The organism is Mycolicibacterium baixiangningiae (genome assembly GCF_016313185.1).
In the GTDB taxonomy this organism is placed as follows: Bacteria; Actinomycetota; Actinomycetes; order Mycobacteriales; family Mycobacteriaceae; genus Mycobacterium; species Mycobacterium baixiangningiae.
The window spans coordinates 635032-650711 of sequence record NZ_CP066218.1 but is presented as its reverse complement, the minus strand read 5'-3'; the positions used below and the strand labels follow the sequence as shown (position 1 = coordinate 650711).

General features: G+C 69.2%; 16 protein-coding genes. 5 read left to right on the top strand and 11 right to left on the bottom strand.

All coding sequences use genetic code 11. From position 1 onward, the window contains the following. Positions 1–66 precede the first annotated feature (66 nt). Entirely contained in the window at positions 67–759 is a 693-nt protein-coding gene (locus I7X18_RS03015; RefSeq protein ID WP_193044617.1) for a DedA family protein, read from the top strand. Here I7X18_RS03015 and I7X18_RS03010 read toward each other — a convergent pair. Then, positions 756–1778 (bottom strand): NAD(P)H-dependent flavin oxidoreductase, encoded by a 1023-nt coding sequence (locus I7X18_RS03010; RefSeq protein WP_193044618.1) that lies wholly within the window; start codon positions 1776–1778, stop codon positions 756–758. The two genes, I7X18_RS03015 and I7X18_RS03010, sit on opposite strands and share 4 nt — an antisense overlap. Before the next feature lie 123 nt (positions 1779–1901). On the opposite strand from I7X18_RS03010, the gene I7X18_RS30040 reads away from it, so the two are divergent. Then, positions 1902–2156, top strand: coding sequence for a hypothetical protein (locus I7X18_RS30040; RefSeq protein ID WP_226862951.1), 255 nt, complete (start codon positions 1902–1904; stop codon positions 2154–2156). A 35-nt stretch (positions 2157–2191) separates the two neighbouring features. After that, positions 2192–2872, top strand: coding sequence for an SDR family oxidoreductase (locus I7X18_RS03000; protein WP_193044619.1), 681 nt, complete (start codon positions 2192–2194; stop codon positions 2870–2872). A 25-nt stretch (positions 2873–2897) separates the two neighbouring features. On the opposite strand, the gene I7X18_RS02995 is transcribed toward I7X18_RS03000, so the two are convergent. From I7X18_RS02995 to I7X18_RS02970, 6 genes are all read right to left on the bottom strand, one after another. Beyond that, positions 2898–4307 carry a selenium-binding protein SBP56-related protein gene (locus I7X18_RS02995; protein WP_193044620.1) on the bottom strand — a complete coding sequence of 470 codons (1410 nt, stop codon included), beginning with the start codon at positions 4305–4307 and terminating at the stop codon, positions 2898–2900. Between the two features lie 75 nt (positions 4308–4382). Beyond that, the gene (locus I7X18_RS02990; RefSeq protein ID WP_193044621.1) at positions 4383–5297 is read right to left on the bottom strand and encodes an LLM class F420-dependent oxidoreductase; all 915 of its coding nucleotides are present in this window, start codon (positions 5295–5297) and stop codon (positions 4383–4385) included. A gap of 26 nt (positions 5298–5323) precedes the next feature. Next, positions 5324–6166: an alpha/beta fold hydrolase gene (locus tag I7X18_RS02985; protein WP_193044622.1), complete on the bottom strand. Its 843-nt coding sequence runs from the start codon at positions 6164–6166 to the stop codon at positions 5324–5326. A 23-nt stretch (positions 6167–6189) separates the two neighbouring features. Continuing rightward, positions 6190–7335, bottom strand: coding sequence for an XdhC family protein (locus I7X18_RS02980; RefSeq protein WP_193044623.1), 1146 nt, complete (start codon positions 7333–7335; stop codon positions 6190–6192). A 33-nt stretch (positions 7336–7368) separates the two neighbouring features. Then, a complete protein-coding gene (nhaA, locus tag I7X18_RS02975) occupies positions 7369–9219 on the bottom strand; it encodes a Na+/H+ antiporter NhaA (RefSeq protein ID WP_193044624.1) in 1851 nt (616 codons plus the stop codon). Then, positions 9216–10373: a glycoside hydrolase family 76 protein gene (locus I7X18_RS02970; RefSeq protein ID WP_193044625.1), complete on the bottom strand. Its 1158-nt coding sequence runs from the start codon at positions 10371–10373 to the stop codon at positions 9216–9218. The genes nhaA and I7X18_RS02970 overlap by 4 nt, the downstream gene beginning before the upstream one ends. Positions 10374–10464: 91 nt before the next feature. On the opposite strand from I7X18_RS02970, the gene I7X18_RS02965 reads away from it, so the two are divergent. Continuing rightward, positions 10465–11007, top strand: coding sequence for a TetR/AcrR family transcriptional regulator (locus I7X18_RS02965; protein ID WP_193044626.1), 543 nt, complete (start codon positions 10465–10467; stop codon positions 11005–11007). Continuing rightward, entirely contained in the window at positions 11004–12581 is a 1578-nt protein-coding gene (locus tag I7X18_RS02960; protein WP_193044627.1) for an MFS transporter, read from the top strand. The genes I7X18_RS02965 and I7X18_RS02960 overlap by 4 nt, the downstream gene beginning before the upstream one ends. Here the strand turns inward: I7X18_RS02960 and I7X18_RS02955 are convergent. From I7X18_RS02955 to ttfA, 4 genes are read right to left on the bottom strand one after another with little or no spacing between them, the layout of a single operon-like run. Continuing rightward, positions 12474–13118, bottom strand: a complete 645-nt coding sequence (locus I7X18_RS02955; protein WP_193044628.1) for a TrmH family RNA methyltransferase — start codon at positions 13116–13118, stop codon at positions 12474–12476. The two genes, I7X18_RS02960 and I7X18_RS02955, sit on opposite strands and share 108 nt — an antisense overlap. Then, the gene (locus I7X18_RS02950) at positions 13111–14007 is read right to left on the bottom strand and encodes a hypothetical protein (RefSeq protein WP_193044629.1); all 897 of its coding nucleotides are present in this window, start codon (positions 14005–14007) and stop codon (positions 13111–13113) included. Before I7X18_RS02950 ends, I7X18_RS02955 begins: the two co-directional genes overlap by 8 nt. Before the next feature lie 6 nt (positions 14008–14013). After that, positions 14014–14790, bottom strand: a complete 777-nt coding sequence (locus I7X18_RS02945; protein ID WP_193044630.1) for an SDR family NAD(P)-dependent oxidoreductase — start codon at positions 14788–14790, stop codon at positions 14014–14016. 15 nt (positions 14791–14805) lie between these two features. Beyond that, on the bottom strand, positions 14806–15672 hold the full coding sequence (gene ttfA, locus I7X18_RS02940; protein ID WP_193044631.1) for a trehalose monomycolate transport factor TtfA: 867 nt from the start codon (positions 15670–15672) through the stop codon (positions 14806–14808). Positions 15673–15680: the final 8 nt, after the last annotated feature.

Genomic DNA, 15680 nt, shown 5'->3' with positions numbered 1-15680 from the left:
GACGCGTGGGCGCCGCCCGAATGCGTAGCGCCTGACGGCAATTTTCGGGCGGTATCTTGGGTACCCATGACGACCACCCATCTGGCCCTCATGCCCGACTTCCTGGATCCGATGACCCTGATCGGCTACTTCGGGACGTGGGCGCTGGTCGGGCTGCTGGTCGTGATCTTCGTCGAATCGGGGGTGCTGTTCCCGATCCTGCCCGGCGACTCGCTGCTGTTCGTGGCGGGCATGCTGGCCGCCGGCACCGCCGCGGTGGCCGAAGAGGGCGGTGAGGCCGTCAACTTCCAGCTGTGGCAGCTGCTGGTGTTCATCCCCATCGCGGCGATCCTGGGCGGCCAGGTCGGCTACTGGATCGGGCGGAACGTCGGGACCGCGATGTTCAAACCGGACGCCCGGTTCCTCAAGCAGAAGTATCTCGACGAGGCGCACCTGTTCTTCGAGGCGCGCGGCCCGTTCGCCATCGTGATCGCCCGGTTCGTCCCCATCGTGCGAACGCTCGCCCCGCTGACCGCGGGCGCCGCCCGGATGAGCTACCCGGTGTTCGCGCTGTTCAACATCCTCGGCGCCGTCGTGTGGGGCGTCGGGCTGGTGCTGCTCGGCTACACCCTCGGCCAGTTCGAGATCATCCAAAAGCTGCTCGAACCGATCTTCATCGCCATCGTGATCGCCTCGGTCGCGCCGATGTTCATCGAGTACTACAAGCGGCGCCGGGCGGCGAAGCGGGCGGGGATCGTCGCGCCGCCGATCGAGCCCTAACCCGCGAGTTCGGTCAGGATCGTCGCCGTCGGCTTCTCGGCGGCGTGGCGGAAGCCGGTGCCCGCCCACAGATGGACCAGGTTGGCCTCCCCGGCGGCGGCCGCGGCCTTGCGCAGCGGACTCGTCAGATGGTGGATCGCGGGATAGCCGAGCGGGGCCGACGCCTCGAATTGGTCGATGAACCGGTTGCGCAGTCCCCGTGCCGGGCGTCCGGTGAACGCGCGGGTGATGACGGTCTCGGTGCGCGACGGGTCAGCCAGCGCAGCCCGGTGGGTGGCTGAGGCGCCGCTCTCGTCGGCGCGAAGCAGCACCGTCCCGACCGCCACGGCCGAGGCACCGGCGCGCAGCACCGCGGCGACGTCGGCGGCGGTGGCCAGTCCCCCGGCCGCGATGACGGGCAGGCGGACGGCCTCGGTGACCCGGGCGACCAGTTCGGTCAGCGGCACCGATGCGGGCATTCGGTCCGGGGTGAAGGTTCCAGAGTGTCCACCAGCGACAGACGCCTGGACGGCGAGCATGTCGACACCCGCCGCGGCGGCCGCCTCGGCCTCCTGCGGTGACGTGACCGTCTGCACGACGGTGGTGCCGGCCTTCTGCAGCGCGCGGATGACGTCGATCGCGGGCAACCCGAAGGTGAAGCTCACGACAGGCACCGGCTCGGAGCGCAGCAGGTCGACTTTGGCGTCGAATGCGTCGTCGTCGTCGACCGGGCCGGTGGGCAGGGTGACGCCGTACCGGTTTGCCTCGACCTGGACGGCGGCTGCGTAGCGGCGGTACGCCTCGGTATCGATGGGTACCGGGTTCGGCGCGAAGACGTTGACGCCGAACGGAACTGATGCGGCCCGAACGGCCGTGATCTCGGCCTGCAGGGCTTCCGGCGTCTTGTAGCCCGCCGCGAGAAGTCCCATGCTGCCCGCGCTGGCGGCGGCTCTCACCATGTCAGTGGTCGTGGCCCCGCCCGCCATGGGTGCGGCGAGCACGGGTAGCCGTACGCCCAGATCGTCCAGTGGTGTTGTCATCGCCTGCTCCTCGCCTTCTGTGCGGATGTTGCTCTGTGGAACGGGTGCTGCGCAAGCGGACATGCCACATCGACAGGACCGGTTTCCTCCCTACTGAGAGGCGCAACCTCCCAGGTCGGGGGAATGAAGTCCGTCGATATCGGCGTTCCCCCGGACACGCCGGTGAAGAATCCGGTGGACACCGTCCGAACCGCGACGCGCCACGGCTCGAACCCGGCCAGAGGAGCCGTCATGGGCATGAAACTCGAAGTCGTCGTTCTGCCCGTTCCGGGGCCGGATCCGGATCGCCGCAGTTACTCGTCGTTCGCAAGCTTCCAGGACCCAGACGGTAACACCTGGTTCCTGCAGGAGATCACCGATCGCCTGCCCGGGCGCTGATCGTCGAAACCATTGCAACACAAAGGGAGAGAATCATGAAAACACAGAACATCGTCGCGCTGGTGAGCGGAGCGAACCGCGGACTGGGCCGCCGGTTCGCCGAACAACTCGTCGCCCAAGGCGCCAAGGTCTACGCCGGCGCCCGCCGACCCGAAACCGTCGACCTGCCAGGGGTGATACCGGTGCAACTCGACATCACCGACGCCGGATCGATCCGCCGCGCAGCCGAATTCGCCGCTGATGTCAATGTCGTCATCAACAACGCCGGGGTCTCCACACAATCCACGCTGCTCGACGGATCGCTCGACGACATCCGCTTGGAGATGGAGACTCACTACTTCGGCACCCTGCAGGTGATCCGGGCGTTCGCGCCGATCGTCGAAGGCAACGGCGGCGGAGCGATCCTCAATGTGCTGTCGATACTGTCCTGGGCACATCCACCGACCAGCGGCGCCTACGCAGCAGCGAAGGCGGCCGGCTGGGCGATGACCGATGCGGTGCGAACCGAGTTGGCGCCGAGAGGAATTCACGTCGCCGCACTGCACGTCGGCTACATGGACACCGATATGGTTCCCTACATCCCTGCCGACCAGAAGACAGACCCGGGTGTGGTCGCCAAGCTCGCGCTCGACGGCCTGTTCGCCGGCGAGGACGAGATCCTCGGCGACGCCAACACGCGCGCGGTGAAGGCGGGACTGTCGGGAGCGCCGCGCTGAGGCCTTTGCGTCGGAACGGACGAAATCAGCTGTAGCAGTATGAATCCGACGAAGCGTCGCCACCCTGCAGCCGGATCTGGTGCACCCGCAGCCCACGGAACTCCGCGCCGTGGGGGAAGAAGTTCCCGTCGATACTGAGCCCGCCGTCGGGATCCGCGTCGAGCTTGGCCATCCACGCGCCCACGCCGTCGGGGTAGAACTGGTCGTCCCACGCTCCGTACAGCGAATTGGTGAAGTACACCCGCTTTCCGTCGCGGCTGACTTCCACCATCTGCGGTCCGCCTGCCAGTGGCATATCGGGCATCGCCGGATGCGGTGCGCGGTCGACGATGCCGCCGAGCCGCACAGCTCCGACCTGCTTGGGTGCCGCGGGGTCCGACACGTCGAATTGTTTCAACTCCCCGGTGCCCCAGCACGATACGTACAGGAACCGGTCGTCGACCGACAGGTCGATGTCGCTGATGAGCGGTGGCACTGCGGAGAACGGCTTGAGTGCGGGAGGCAGCAGGTCCGGGTCGGCGGGTTCGGCGGGGATGGTGATGACTTTCTCCGCTTTCCACTCGTTCCCGTCGCGGAACCAGCGCCAGACCGAGCCGGACAGATCGTCGGTCGATATGACCACCCCGACGAAGCCCCAGGTCGCCTCGGGGTCGTGAGAAGGGCGCACCTCCAACGCCATCTGATGCTGGGCGCCCAGGTCGACGCGCTGCACGTGTTCACCTTTGGCGAGGTTCCAGAAGTGAATGGCATGCCCGTACTTCTGGCCGAGTAACAAGTCCGGCACGATGCCGTTCTCGATCATCGACGGGCTGCCCCACTCGCTCGAGATCAGCACGTTCTGATTGAGATGCCACCAGGCGTCGTAGTGGAAGTGCTGCGGTCCGCGATCGGTCTCCCACGCCCGCAGCACGTCGAATGTCGCGTGGTCGAGCAGGGCGATCCCGCCCGGTCCGTCGTCGTCACCCTCGGGGCCGCCCAAACAGGTCAGGAAAACGCCGTCGGGTCCGCAGTGCAGGGTGTGCGGACGCGAGTAGCCGGCCGTCTCGGACAGGGTCCTGGCGTCGATCGTCTTGACCAGCGTCGGGTTGCGCGGGTCGGGCCGGGTGTCGAATACGTGGAGATCGGATGACCGCAGGCCCGGCACCAACAGGTAACGGCGCTCCAGACCGTGCATGTCATGACCCTCGTGCTTGAGGGCGCTGCTGCAGGCATTCCACCCGAAGTGATGGAGCTCGTCGCCGTGGCCGGGGACCTCGGTCCAGCCGACCACCCGCCCGTAGCTGTCCGAGTCCGGGTTCACATCGACGACGGTCATCGCATCGTGCTGTTGTGCGGTGCGGTCGAAGGCCACCACGTACGCGAGCTGCTCGCCGGGAGCGGCTGCCGCCTCTGCGGCGGTGCGGTAGAACGTCGGATCGATCGATGGATGAGCCATGTGAGGACCTCCCCAATGGGGTGATCGTAGTCCCGGCCGACACTGCAGATCCGCGAATGAACCAGCCGGCCGGTTCTACCCCTTGAGCCCCAGCGCGCCGGCCAGCTCCCGCAGCGCCGGCCGCGGATCGGCCATCGGATCGTCGCCCAGCACCTGCAGCACCACGTGGTCGGCGCCGGCGTCCAGATGCGCGGTCACCGACGCGGCGGCCTGCTCCACCGAACCCATGCCGACGACACCGCGAGCCAGCCGGTCCGAACCGCCACGCACCAGATCGGATTCGTCGAATCCCTGACGCAGCCACGAGTTCCGGTAGTTCGGCAGTCCGCTGTAGACGTCGAGGTGTTGGTGCGCGCGGCGCAACTGGTCGGCGTCGTCGCCCCCGATCGCGACCGCCTGCTCAGAGACGATCCACTTGTCCGGCCCGAGGATGTCACGCGTGGTGTGAGTCTGCTCGGGCGTGACGAGGTAGGGGTGGGCGCCGTCGGCATGCGTGCCGGAGAGCTCGATCATCTTCGGCCCCAACGCGGCGAGGAGCCGGACCGGCCGCGGCGCGCCGGGTTCGATCGCCTCCGACACCGCCGCCATCTTCTCGAGGTAGTTGCGCATCGTCGCCAACGGCTTGGAGTACGTGCCGCCCATCGCATGTTCGACCAGCGGGGCGTGGCTGACGCCGAGACCGAGCACGAAGCGGTTCGGGTGCAGCGCATTGAGCGTGCGCCCACCGGTCTCGGCGGCCGAGGGCAGCCGGATGTGGATGTTGGCGATGCCGGTGCCGACCACCAGTCGATCGGTCGCGGCGAGGAACGCCGCCGACTGCGTCAGGCACTCCTTGCCCGTCACCTCGGGGAGGAACAGCGAACCGAAGCCGAGCGCCTCGATCTCCCGCGCGACGTCCTGCGCGTCGGTGATCGACCAGGTCTCACTGGCCCACCAGACACCGATCCGGGCAGGGAATTCGATGTTGGGCCTGCTGGATTCGCTCACCATCTCAACCTAACCGGAACTCGTGGACCTCAGGCCGTCGGGTGGGCTGCGAACCAGTCGAGCATTAGTCCCGCGAGCTCGTCGGGCCGCTCCTCGGGGATCCAGTGCGACGCACCCGACATGATCTCGAACCGGTACTCCCCGGCGACATAGCGCTCCGTGTCGTAGGCACCCTTGGCCAGCAGCGCCGGATCCGCGTCACTCCACACGAACATCGTCGGCACGGTGATCTTGCCGCCGGTGGCGCGCGGATCCATCAACGGCATCGCCCGGTACCAGTTCAGGCCGGCGGTCAGCGCACCCGGTTCGCGCATCGCGGCGATGTCACGTTCGGCGAGCGCCGGGGTCTGGCTCATCCTTGTCAGCGAGGCCTTGGCGACCCCGCCGCCGCGGCTCAGCAGCACCCGCTCGGGCAGCCAGGGCAGCTGGAAGAAGTACATGTACCAGGACGCCAAACCCTGCCTGCTGGTCCCGATGGCCTTGAGGAACGCCGCCGGATGGGGCACCGACACCGGGGTCACTGTGGCGAGCCGCTCGGGCATCTCGGCGGCGACTCCCCAGGCGACGGCGGCACCCCAGTCGTGGCCGACGACGTGCACGCGGTCGGCGCCACTGGCGTCGATCAGCGCGCCGACGTCCGCGACCAGTTCCGGGATGCGGTAATCACGCCGTCGAGACGGCCGCGCCCCCGGTGAGTACCCCCGCTGATTGGGGGCGAGGCAGCGGTATCCCTGCGCGGTGAGACGCTCGATGATGGCGTCCCAGCTGGTGTTGCGCTGCGGGAACCCGTGCAGCAGCACGACGACCGGGCCGTCGGGCGGGCCGGCGTCGCGGACGTCGAACACCAGGTCGTCGCGCCGGTACTGATCCATACCGCTCAGCATGGCACTTCGGGTCAGTTCGCGGAACGGGTGTGCTCGTCGTGTTCGTGGTGGATGCGTCCGCCGATGCCGCCGAGCGGACGTCCCGTGCCGCCCCACCGGCGGGCGATGATCTCCGCGGCGATCGACACGGCGGTCTCCTCCGGTGTGCGCGCGCCGAGGTCCAGGCCGATCGGGCTGGCCAGGCCGGCGAGTTCGTCGTCGGTCAGCCCGGCTTCGCGGAGCCGCTGCACGCGGTCCTCATGGGTGCGGCGGGAGCCCATCGCGCCGATGTAGCCGACGGCGGGCAGCCGTAGCGCGACCTCGAGCAGCGGAACGTCGAACTTCGGATCGTGGGTCAGCACGCAGATGACGGTGCGGCCGTCGAGGGTGCCCGCTTCGGCCTGCGCGGCCAGGTAGCGGTTCGGCCATTGGACGACGACCTCGTCGGCCGTGGGGAACCGCGCACGCGTCGCGAACACCGGCCGCGCGTCGCACACGGTGACCCGGTAGCCGAGCAGCGAACCCTGCCGGGCGACGGCGGCGGCGAAGTCGATGGCGCCGAAGACCAGCATGCGCGGGCGGGGCGCGTGCGCGGCGACGAACACCTCCATACCCTCGCCGCGGCGCTCGCCGTCGGGCCCGTAGGTCAGCACCTCGCTGCGGCCGGTCGCCAGCAGACCGCGCGCATCATCGGTGACGGCCGCGTCGGCGCGAGCGGACCCGAGGCTGCCCACGACCTCATCGCCGCGGACCACCAGCCGCCGGCCCATCCATGCCGGATCGGGGTGCGCGATGACGGTCGCGACGGCGACCGGCCGGTGCTCGTCGATGTCCTCGGCGACGGCGGCCAGCTCGGGAAAGACGTTCTGCGACACCGGTTCGACGAACACGTCGAGAATGCCTCCGCAGGTGAGGCCGACGGCGAAGGCGTCGTCGTCACTTACGCCGTAGCGCGCCAGCCTGGCCACCCCGTCGGCGATCACCTCGTTGCCCAGCTCGTAGACCGCGCCTTCGACGCAGCCGCCGGAGACCGAACCGCTGGCCGCGCCGTCCGGGCTCACCACCATCGCGGCGCCGGGCGGGCGCGGTGCGGACCGGAAGGTGCGCACCACCGTCGCCACGGCCGCGGTGCCGCCGGACCGCCAGATCGCCATGAGATCGGCCAGCACATCCCTCACGTGTACCAACCTAGGCGTGTTCTGAGCGAACGCTCAGCGCGGGGGTCTGCCGGCTTCCAGTGCGCGGATCAGGCTGGCGGCGTCCCACGGTCCCCTGTGCCGTTTCCCGTTGACGAAGAAGGTGGGTGTGGAGTTGAGGTCCATCGCCTCCGCGTCCTGCGCATCGTCCCGCACCCGGTGCAGCACTTTCGAGGCGTGCACCCGCACGTCCTGGTCGAACCTCTCGATATCGAGTCCGATCGCGACCGCGTACCGGTACATGTCCGACCACTCCAGATCGTCCTGGTGGCCGAACAGTTCGACGCCCATCTCGAAGAACTTGCCCTGCAGCGCGGCGCCCTCGACGGCCCGGGCCGCGTCGAAGGCCCGCGGATGCGCGCGTTCGAGCGGGAAGTGGCGCCACACGTAGAGCAGGTCGTCGCCGAAGTGGGCGCGCACCTCGTCGATGGCGCCCGTCGCGCGGCCGCAGAAGGGGCATTCGTAGTCGCCGTATTCGACGAGGACCAGGGGCGCGTCCGGGTTTCCCCTCACGTGGTCGCGGCGCGGGTCGACCGGCCGCACCAGCTCGAGCCCGACAGGTTGCGGCGGACTGACCCAGTCGGTGACGCGGAAGAACGCCCAGCCCAACGCGAACGCGAGCACCGAGGCGATCAGCACGCCGACACGGGCTTCGTCCTGGCGGGCCGGGTCCTCGATGGCCAGATCGACGATGAACAGCGAGATGGTGAAACCGATTCCGGACAGCACCGCTCCCCCGGCCACCCGGCTCAGCGAGAGGCCGGGTGCGAGCTGCCCCCATCCGGTGGCACGCATCAGCGCGGTGGCCGCGGTGATGCCGACGAACTTGCCCACCACCAGGCCGGCGACGATGCCCCACGTCAGCGTGGACGTCAGCGCCGCGGTGACGGTGTCCTCGTCGAGGTGCACACCGGCGTTGGCCAGGGCGAAGACCGGCAGGACCCCGAACGACACGTAGGGCCCGACAGTGGTCTGCAACCGCTCGTTGATCGAGATCGATTCGCGCAGACCGCGGGTCACCGCCCGGGCATAGTGCGGGTTGGGTGACTGCCGGAAGGCCCGGACGAGGTCGACGGTCTGCTCGACCCGCCTGCGCTCCGGAGTGAAGACCGGGATGAGCACGGCGACAGCCACACCCGCCAGCGTCGGGTGCACATGTGCCATGTACAGCGCGATCCACAGCGCGAAACCGAGGACGGCGTAGGCGGGTCCGCGCAGGGTGGGCAGGCGGCGCACCAGGGCCAGCGCGACGATGAGCAGTACCGCGACGGCCAGCGGGGTGAGCGCGAGGTCGTCGGTGTAGAACAGCGCGATCGCCCCGAGCGCGCCGACGTCGTCGACAACCGCCAGCGTCAACAGGAAGATCCGCAGTCGCGCCGGGAATTTCGGTTTGATCACCGCCAGCGCGCCGACCAGGAACGCGGTGTCGGTGGAGATCACCACACCCCAGGCGTGCGCGTCGTCCCCGGAGGGGTTGAACGCGAGGAAGATGACGGCGGGAAGGATGAGGCCGGCGATGGCCGCGACGACGGGCACCGCTGCCCGCGACCGGTCGGTCAGTTCACCGATCACGAACTCGCCCTTGACTTCCAGCCCGACGATGAAGAAGAAGAACGCCATCAGGCCGTCGTTGACGAGGTGTTTGACCGACATCTCGGCGCGGTAGTCGCCGAAGCTCAGCGCGACGTGGGTATCCCAGAAAGCCGAATAGCTCTGCGCCCACGGCGAATTCGCCCACAGCATTGCCAGCACGGTGGAGGCCAGCAGCAGTGCGGCGGCTCGACTGCCGGTCGAGGGCGGGGTTTTGGGGTCGCGGCTGTAGCGACTGGGCAGCGAGCCGGTGATGCGCGCGGTCGCCTCGGTCACGTTTCGGTGGGCTCCGTATCGGAGGAACCCGCGTCGGTGGTCTGATCGCTCACGGCGTGTGCGGCCTCCATGAGCATCCACCCGGACAGCTGCACCGACAGGTCGCGCTCCGGGATCTCGGAGGCGTTGACGGCACCCTCGACGGACTCGGCTTGGCGGCCGGCGGCGGTGGGCAGTTCGGCGGTGCGCTCCCAGAACGCCCCGAAGAGCGGAAGTCCGGCCCCATCGACCTCGACGGTCTGCCGGTTGGCCCATGCGGCCTCGGCCGAGTCGAGCACGAGGCGGCGTGCGGTGTCGCGTGCCGTCGTGTCGTCGGCGGTGTGTTCGGGCAGCGTGGTCGCGACCAGGGCGAGGTAGCGCGCGAGGATCCCGTTGAACAGGCCGCCGTCCCCGCCGCCCGCGCCTTTGAGGACACCGTCGGGTGCCATGTGCGCGGCGACGGCGCCGACCATCCGGTGCACGCGCATGGCGTGTTCGTCGTCGCTGGTGCGCACCGCCAGCTCGGTCTCCAGCCCGAGCACCACGCCCTGGCAGTAGGTGTACTGCGCCCGGACCAGCGAGCCGGCCTTGATGCCGTCGAACACCAGGTGGGTGTCCGGGTCGATGAGGACGTCGTCGATCCAGTCGGCCATCTGCTGGGCCCGACGCAACCGGTCGTCGTATCGGGCCAGGAAGATCCCGGCCGGGCCGTTGGCGGGGGCGTTGAAGAACTGGTCCTGCTTACGCCACGGGATCCCGCCGCCGTCCTCCGGCACCCACGCGTTGACGAACTGGTCACTCAGCGTGGCCAGTGCCCGCGGCTTCGCCACACCGGCGATCCGGTCCGCGCGCTCGAGGGCGAGCGCCAGCCACGCCATGTCGTCGTAGTAGTCGTTGACCCACCGGCCGAGGTTGCGCAGGTGGTGCCCGCGGATCTGCCGGGTGATGCGCCGTTGGCGTTCCGGGTCGGGGTCGCGCAGTTGGGCGTCGACGAGGCAGTCCAGCAGATGGGCCTGCCACCAGTAGTGCCACGTCCCGAACCGCTTGTGCGGTGCGCCTGCCGGCCAGGCCACGACGCCGAGTTGAGTGCCGGGCAGCCCCCAGAGCCGCCTGAGGTGCCGCTGGGTGATCGCCGCTTCGGCGCTGGCCGCCCGGTTGGCCCACAGCTGATCCATGGGTTGATCCTGCCTCACCGGGCACGCGGCGGAAACCAGTCCGGACCAGGGGAATGAGACGCTTATGTCTCAGATGAGATACTCTTGGCTCATGGTGACTGATCGTGAGGGGCTGCTGCGCGCGGCCGCGGACTTCCTCGGCCGCCGTCCGAACGCGACGCAGGACGAGATTGCGGCCGCCGTCGGAGTCAGCCGGGCGACACTGCACCGGCATTTCGCGGGCAAGCCCGCGCTGATGGCAGCCCTCGACGAGCTGGCCATCTCGGAGATGCGCGCGGCGGTCGAATCCGCGCGACTCGGCGAGGGTTCGGCGGCCGACGCGCTGCGCCGGCTCGTCACCGCGTGCCGGCCGGTGTCGCCGTATCTGGCGCTGCTCTACAGCCAGAGCCAGGACCTCGACGAGGCCCAGTCCATCGACGGGTGGGCCGAAACCGATGCCTCGATCACCGCGCTGTTCGAACGCGGCCAGCGCACCGGTGAGTTCCGCCCCGACCTGACCGCGGCGTGGCTGACCGAGGCGCTGTACAGCCTCGTCGGCGGCGCCGGTTGGTGCATTCAGGTCGGCCGCGCGGCGAGTCGCGACTTCGAGCACATGATCACCGAACTACTTCTGAGCGGAGTACGAAACTCATGACCCGCCGCTGGCTCGCGCTCAGCGTCCTCACCCTGGCTGTCCTGCTCATCGGCATCGACGGCACGGTGCTGGCACTGGCGACGCCGTTCATCAGCAGCGACCTGCACACCTCCGGCATCGAACTGCTGTGGATCGGCGACATCTACTCATTCGTGCTCGCCAGCCTGCTCATCACGATGGGCAGCCTCGGCGACCGTATCGGCCACCGCAAGCTCCTGCTCTGCGGCGCAACCTTTTTCGCGGCGGTATCCATCGCGACTGCATACGCACCCTCGGCGGAGGCACTGATCGGTGCCCGGGCGCTGCTGGGCGTCGCGGGTGCCACCCTCGCACCGGCCACCCTCGCGCTGATCCGCGGCATCTTCACCGACTCCCGGCAGCGCAGCCTGGCCGTCGGCGTGTGGGCCGCGGCGTTCTCGGCGGGTGCCGCGCTCGGCCCGGTGGTCGGTGGTGTTCTGCTCGAACACTTCTGGTGGGGTTCGGTGTTCCTGATCAACGCCCCGGTCATGGTGGTGCTGCTGGTCGGCGGGCTCACGCTGTTGCCCGAGCACCGCAATCCCGAACCGGGACCATGGGATCTGCCCAGCGTAGGGTTGTCGATGGCCGGCATCCTGGGCGTGGTCTACGCGATCAAGGACACCGCGGCACACGGTCTGAAGCTCAGCGCAGTGATGGCCGCGGCCGCCGGCGCCTTCGCGTTGACGGCGTTCGTGCGCAGGCAGCTGCGGCTACCCAGCCCGCTGATCGATGTCCGGCTGTTCGCCAACCGGGCTTTCTCTGGCGTGGTCAGCGCCAATCTGCTGTCCGTGCTCGGCCTTTCGGGTCTGGTGTTCTTCCTGTCCCAGTACTTCCAGCTGGTGCGGGGCTACAGCCCGTTGGGTGCCGGTCTGGCCGAACTGCCCGCGGCGCTCACCGCGACGGTGTTCGGTGTGCTAGCCGGGTTCGCGGTGCGCCGCTGGACGAAACGAGCGGTGTTGACGACGGGGCTGGCGCTGGTTGGGATCGCGATGGCCACGCTCACGACGATCCACACCGAGACGCCCTATCCACAGCTGGGTTTCGCACTCTTCGTCGTCGGAATCGGTCTCGGGCTGGCGTTCGCCGTGGCCAGCGACGTCATCCTGGCGAGTGTCCCCCGCGAACGCGCCGGTGCGGCGGCCGCGGTCTCCGAGACCGCCTACGAACTGGGGATGGCGTTGGGCATCGCGGTGATCGGGTCGATCGTCACCGGCGTGTACCGCACCATGACTGTGCCGCCGGGTCTTCCGGACGCTGTGGTGACACAGGCCCGGGATTCGCTGGCCGCGGCGAACGACCTGGCGACCGATTTGCCGCCGGCCGAGGCCGCCGCGCTGCTGGACGCGGCGCGGGAGTCCTTCAGCAGCGGGCTGGCGATCGCCTCCGGTGTCGGGGCGGCATTGATGCTCACCTCGGCGGCGACGGTGTGGCTGCTGCTGCGCGACCGGCTACCACGAGGTGTCGAGGTCGGCGTGCTGCACGATCCAGGTGTGCATGACGATGCCCGCGGCGACGGCCGCATTGATACTGCGTGTGGAGCCGAACGCGGCAATTGACACCGTCAGTGACGCACCGGTTTTCGCATCGTCGGTGATCCCCGGACCTTCCTGCCCGAAGATCAGCAGGCAGTCTCGCGGCAGCTCGGTGTGTTCGAGCGGCACCGCACCGGGGATGTTGTCGACGGCCACGGCGGTCAGGCCGGCACCGGCGGCGAAGTCCAGCAGGTCGGCGGTGCTGTCGTGGTGGCGCAGCCGCTGGTAGCGGTCGGTGACCATGGCGCCCCTGCGATTCCAGCGACGGCGCCCCACGATGTGCACGGTGTCCACCGCGAACGCGTTGGCGGTGCGCACCACGGCCCCGATGTTGGCGTCGTTGCCGAAGTTCTCGATCGCGATGTGCAGCGGGTGCCTGCGCCGGTCGATGTCGGCGATGATCGCCTCGCGGGTCCAGTAGCGGTAGGCGTCGACGACATTGCGGGTGTCCCCGGCGCGCAACAGTTCCGGATCGTAGCGCGGATCGTCGGGCGCAGGCCCCGGCCAGGGACCGACGCCGGGGCCCTCACCCCACTCGGTCGGGCCCGGTGCTTCAGTCATCGGTGGTCCACAGGGCGGCGTGGGTCCCGATCACCGACACCGATGCGAACAGCAGCGCATTGTTGATCTCCCCCTGCGTGCACAGCGAGGCGCGCATGGCCACCGCGTCGCGCGACGAATCTGGGAGCACCAGCACCGACGCCCCGTACGCAGAACACGCGTAGCTCAAGCCCTTACCCGGCACGCTCGGTGCGACGACGACCATCAGCGGACCGCCCCGCCGCGCGGAGTCCTCGCGGTACCGGCTTGCCAGCCCGTCGATCTCGAGGCCGAGCAGCATGTAGCCGTCACCGGTGAACGCCTCCGGATCGCCCAGCGCGCTCTGGGTGAGTTGGGCGCCGTCGGCGCGGAACGCCTCGAGGCTGGACGTCTTGAGCGTGAGACCGGTCTCGCTGTCGCTGGTGGGCAGCAGACCGATCGGGAACGCCGCGGCATAGGCGACGGTGCTCCCGGGCATCCGGTCCTGAGGGGAGTACACGTAGACGCCACGCACCTGGTTCTGATCGCGTTGCGGGCCCAGACACACTGTGCCGCTGAGCCGGTCGGGGCTGGGCGCCGACAGCGGTGTGACGGTCAGGGTGTCCACGTCCTGGCAGCCGCCAAGGCCGTTGGCCTCGATCGGATGTGCCAGCGCCCCGTACAGGCCGAACCGCAGCGACTCCGGTTTGACCGGCTCACCGCTGCCCGAATGGGCGGCGTCGACGTCGACGAGGACGTGTTCGGCCTCGAACCGCAGGTTGGACACCGAGATGTTCCACCCCGAAACCTGCAGCGATTCCCCGACTTTCGCCGTCGGTGCGGCATAGGTGTCCGACGGGCTTTCGGTATCAGAGCAGCCTGACACCGCGACGAGCAGAACCGTCAGGACGACGGCGAGAAGTGCGCGCACCGGCGATCAGGTTCGCCCGCGGCCGCGGCCCACGGTCCTGGTCATGGCGCGGACCACGTTGCGCGGCATCAACCGGCTGGCGGTGGTCATGGCCTTGTACTGCAGGCTGGGCACGATGACGACTTTGCCTTTCGCGACGTCGGCGAGGCAGTCGCCGACCACGTCGTCGACTTCCAGCCACATCACCGACGGCAGACCGGACATCTCGATCCCCGCCCGCTCGTGGAATTCGGTGTGCACGAACCCGGGGCACAGCGCGTGCACCCCGACGCCGGTGCCGCCGAGACCGTTGGCCAGCCCCTCGGAGAAGGCGATCACCCACGCCTTCGACGCCGAGTACGTCGACCCCCGGCCGGGCAGCAATCCGGACACGCTGGCGACGTTGATCACGGTGCCCTTGCGCGCGTCCAGCATGGGTGGCAGCGCGGCATGGGTGAGTTGCATGACGGCGGTGACGTTGACGTCGAGCTGGGACTGCAGCACCGGGAAGTCGGCGGTCCAGAATTCGCCGGACGTGCCGAAGCCGGCGTTGTTGACGAGCACCTGCACGCCTGCGGACAACCGTTCGGCGACCTTCGCGCGGCCGTCTGCGTCGGCGAGGTCGGCGGGTAACACCTCGACGGCGGCACCGGTCTGGGCGTGCAGCTCATGGGCGAGGGATTCGAGGCGGGTCACGTCGCGGGCGACGAGCACCAGGTCGTGGCCGTCGGCGGCGTATCGCCGCGCGAATCCCTCACCGAGGCCGGAGGTCGGTCCGGTGATCAGAGCGACGGGGCGTGGCATTGCGTGTGAGAGTACTCAGCGCTGGAGGTTGGGCGACTGGTGCCCGTTGCGCGCCGGCGGCGTCCGGCGTGCGGAGTCCGGGCGCGCGGCGGGCGGACCGTCGGGGCGGCCGGCCTCGGGACGCTGGGCGTACGGGCGGGCTGGACCGGCGGGGCCGGGGCGGCCGGCGTCGCCGCGACCCTGCGGCGGGTCCGGTTGCCGCAGCGGCGCCGGGTTGATCGGCCGGCTCGGCGACCCGCTGCGCCTGGCGACGGCCTGCACGGAATCGGTCTGTGGGATCGGCGGGAGCACGCGCAGCAGGTCGTTGAACTGCCGCACGGTGCGAAGACCTTCGTCCCACTGGGCGCGCGTGCTGGTCACCGGCATGCTGATCAGCGTCCAGTGCTGCTCGTTCCACATGACCTCGGCGCAGTCGGGCGCGGTGTGGGCGAACGTGACCATCCGCCGGTCGCAGGCACGGCGGGCGGCGTCGAGGTTCGTGGAGTACACCATCCTGGGGCCGATGGCGCCGAGCAACCAGATGTCGTTCTCGCGGGGCTCCTTGATGCCCTTGAGCCGCATGTCGACGACGACGTTCGTGCCGACCTTGCGGTGCAGCGCGATCACGGTGGCGACGTCTTCGAGGTCGAAGATGAACACGGCCTCGCCGCGGATCTGACCGAGCACGACGTTCTTGGCGTTGACGTCACCGACGGTGGACATCACGCCGCGTTTCCAGCGTTTGAGGATGTCGGCGGATTCGTGTTCGTAGTCGAAGCCGTGCGACTTGGCCCACGACTTACGGCGTCGGCCGAGCCCGCGTCGACGGTCGATGTCGACGTAGAGAAGCACGGCTGCACCCACGAAGCAGAGCGCAGACAGCGTGAACCAGAGCGGGACCATCGCACCTA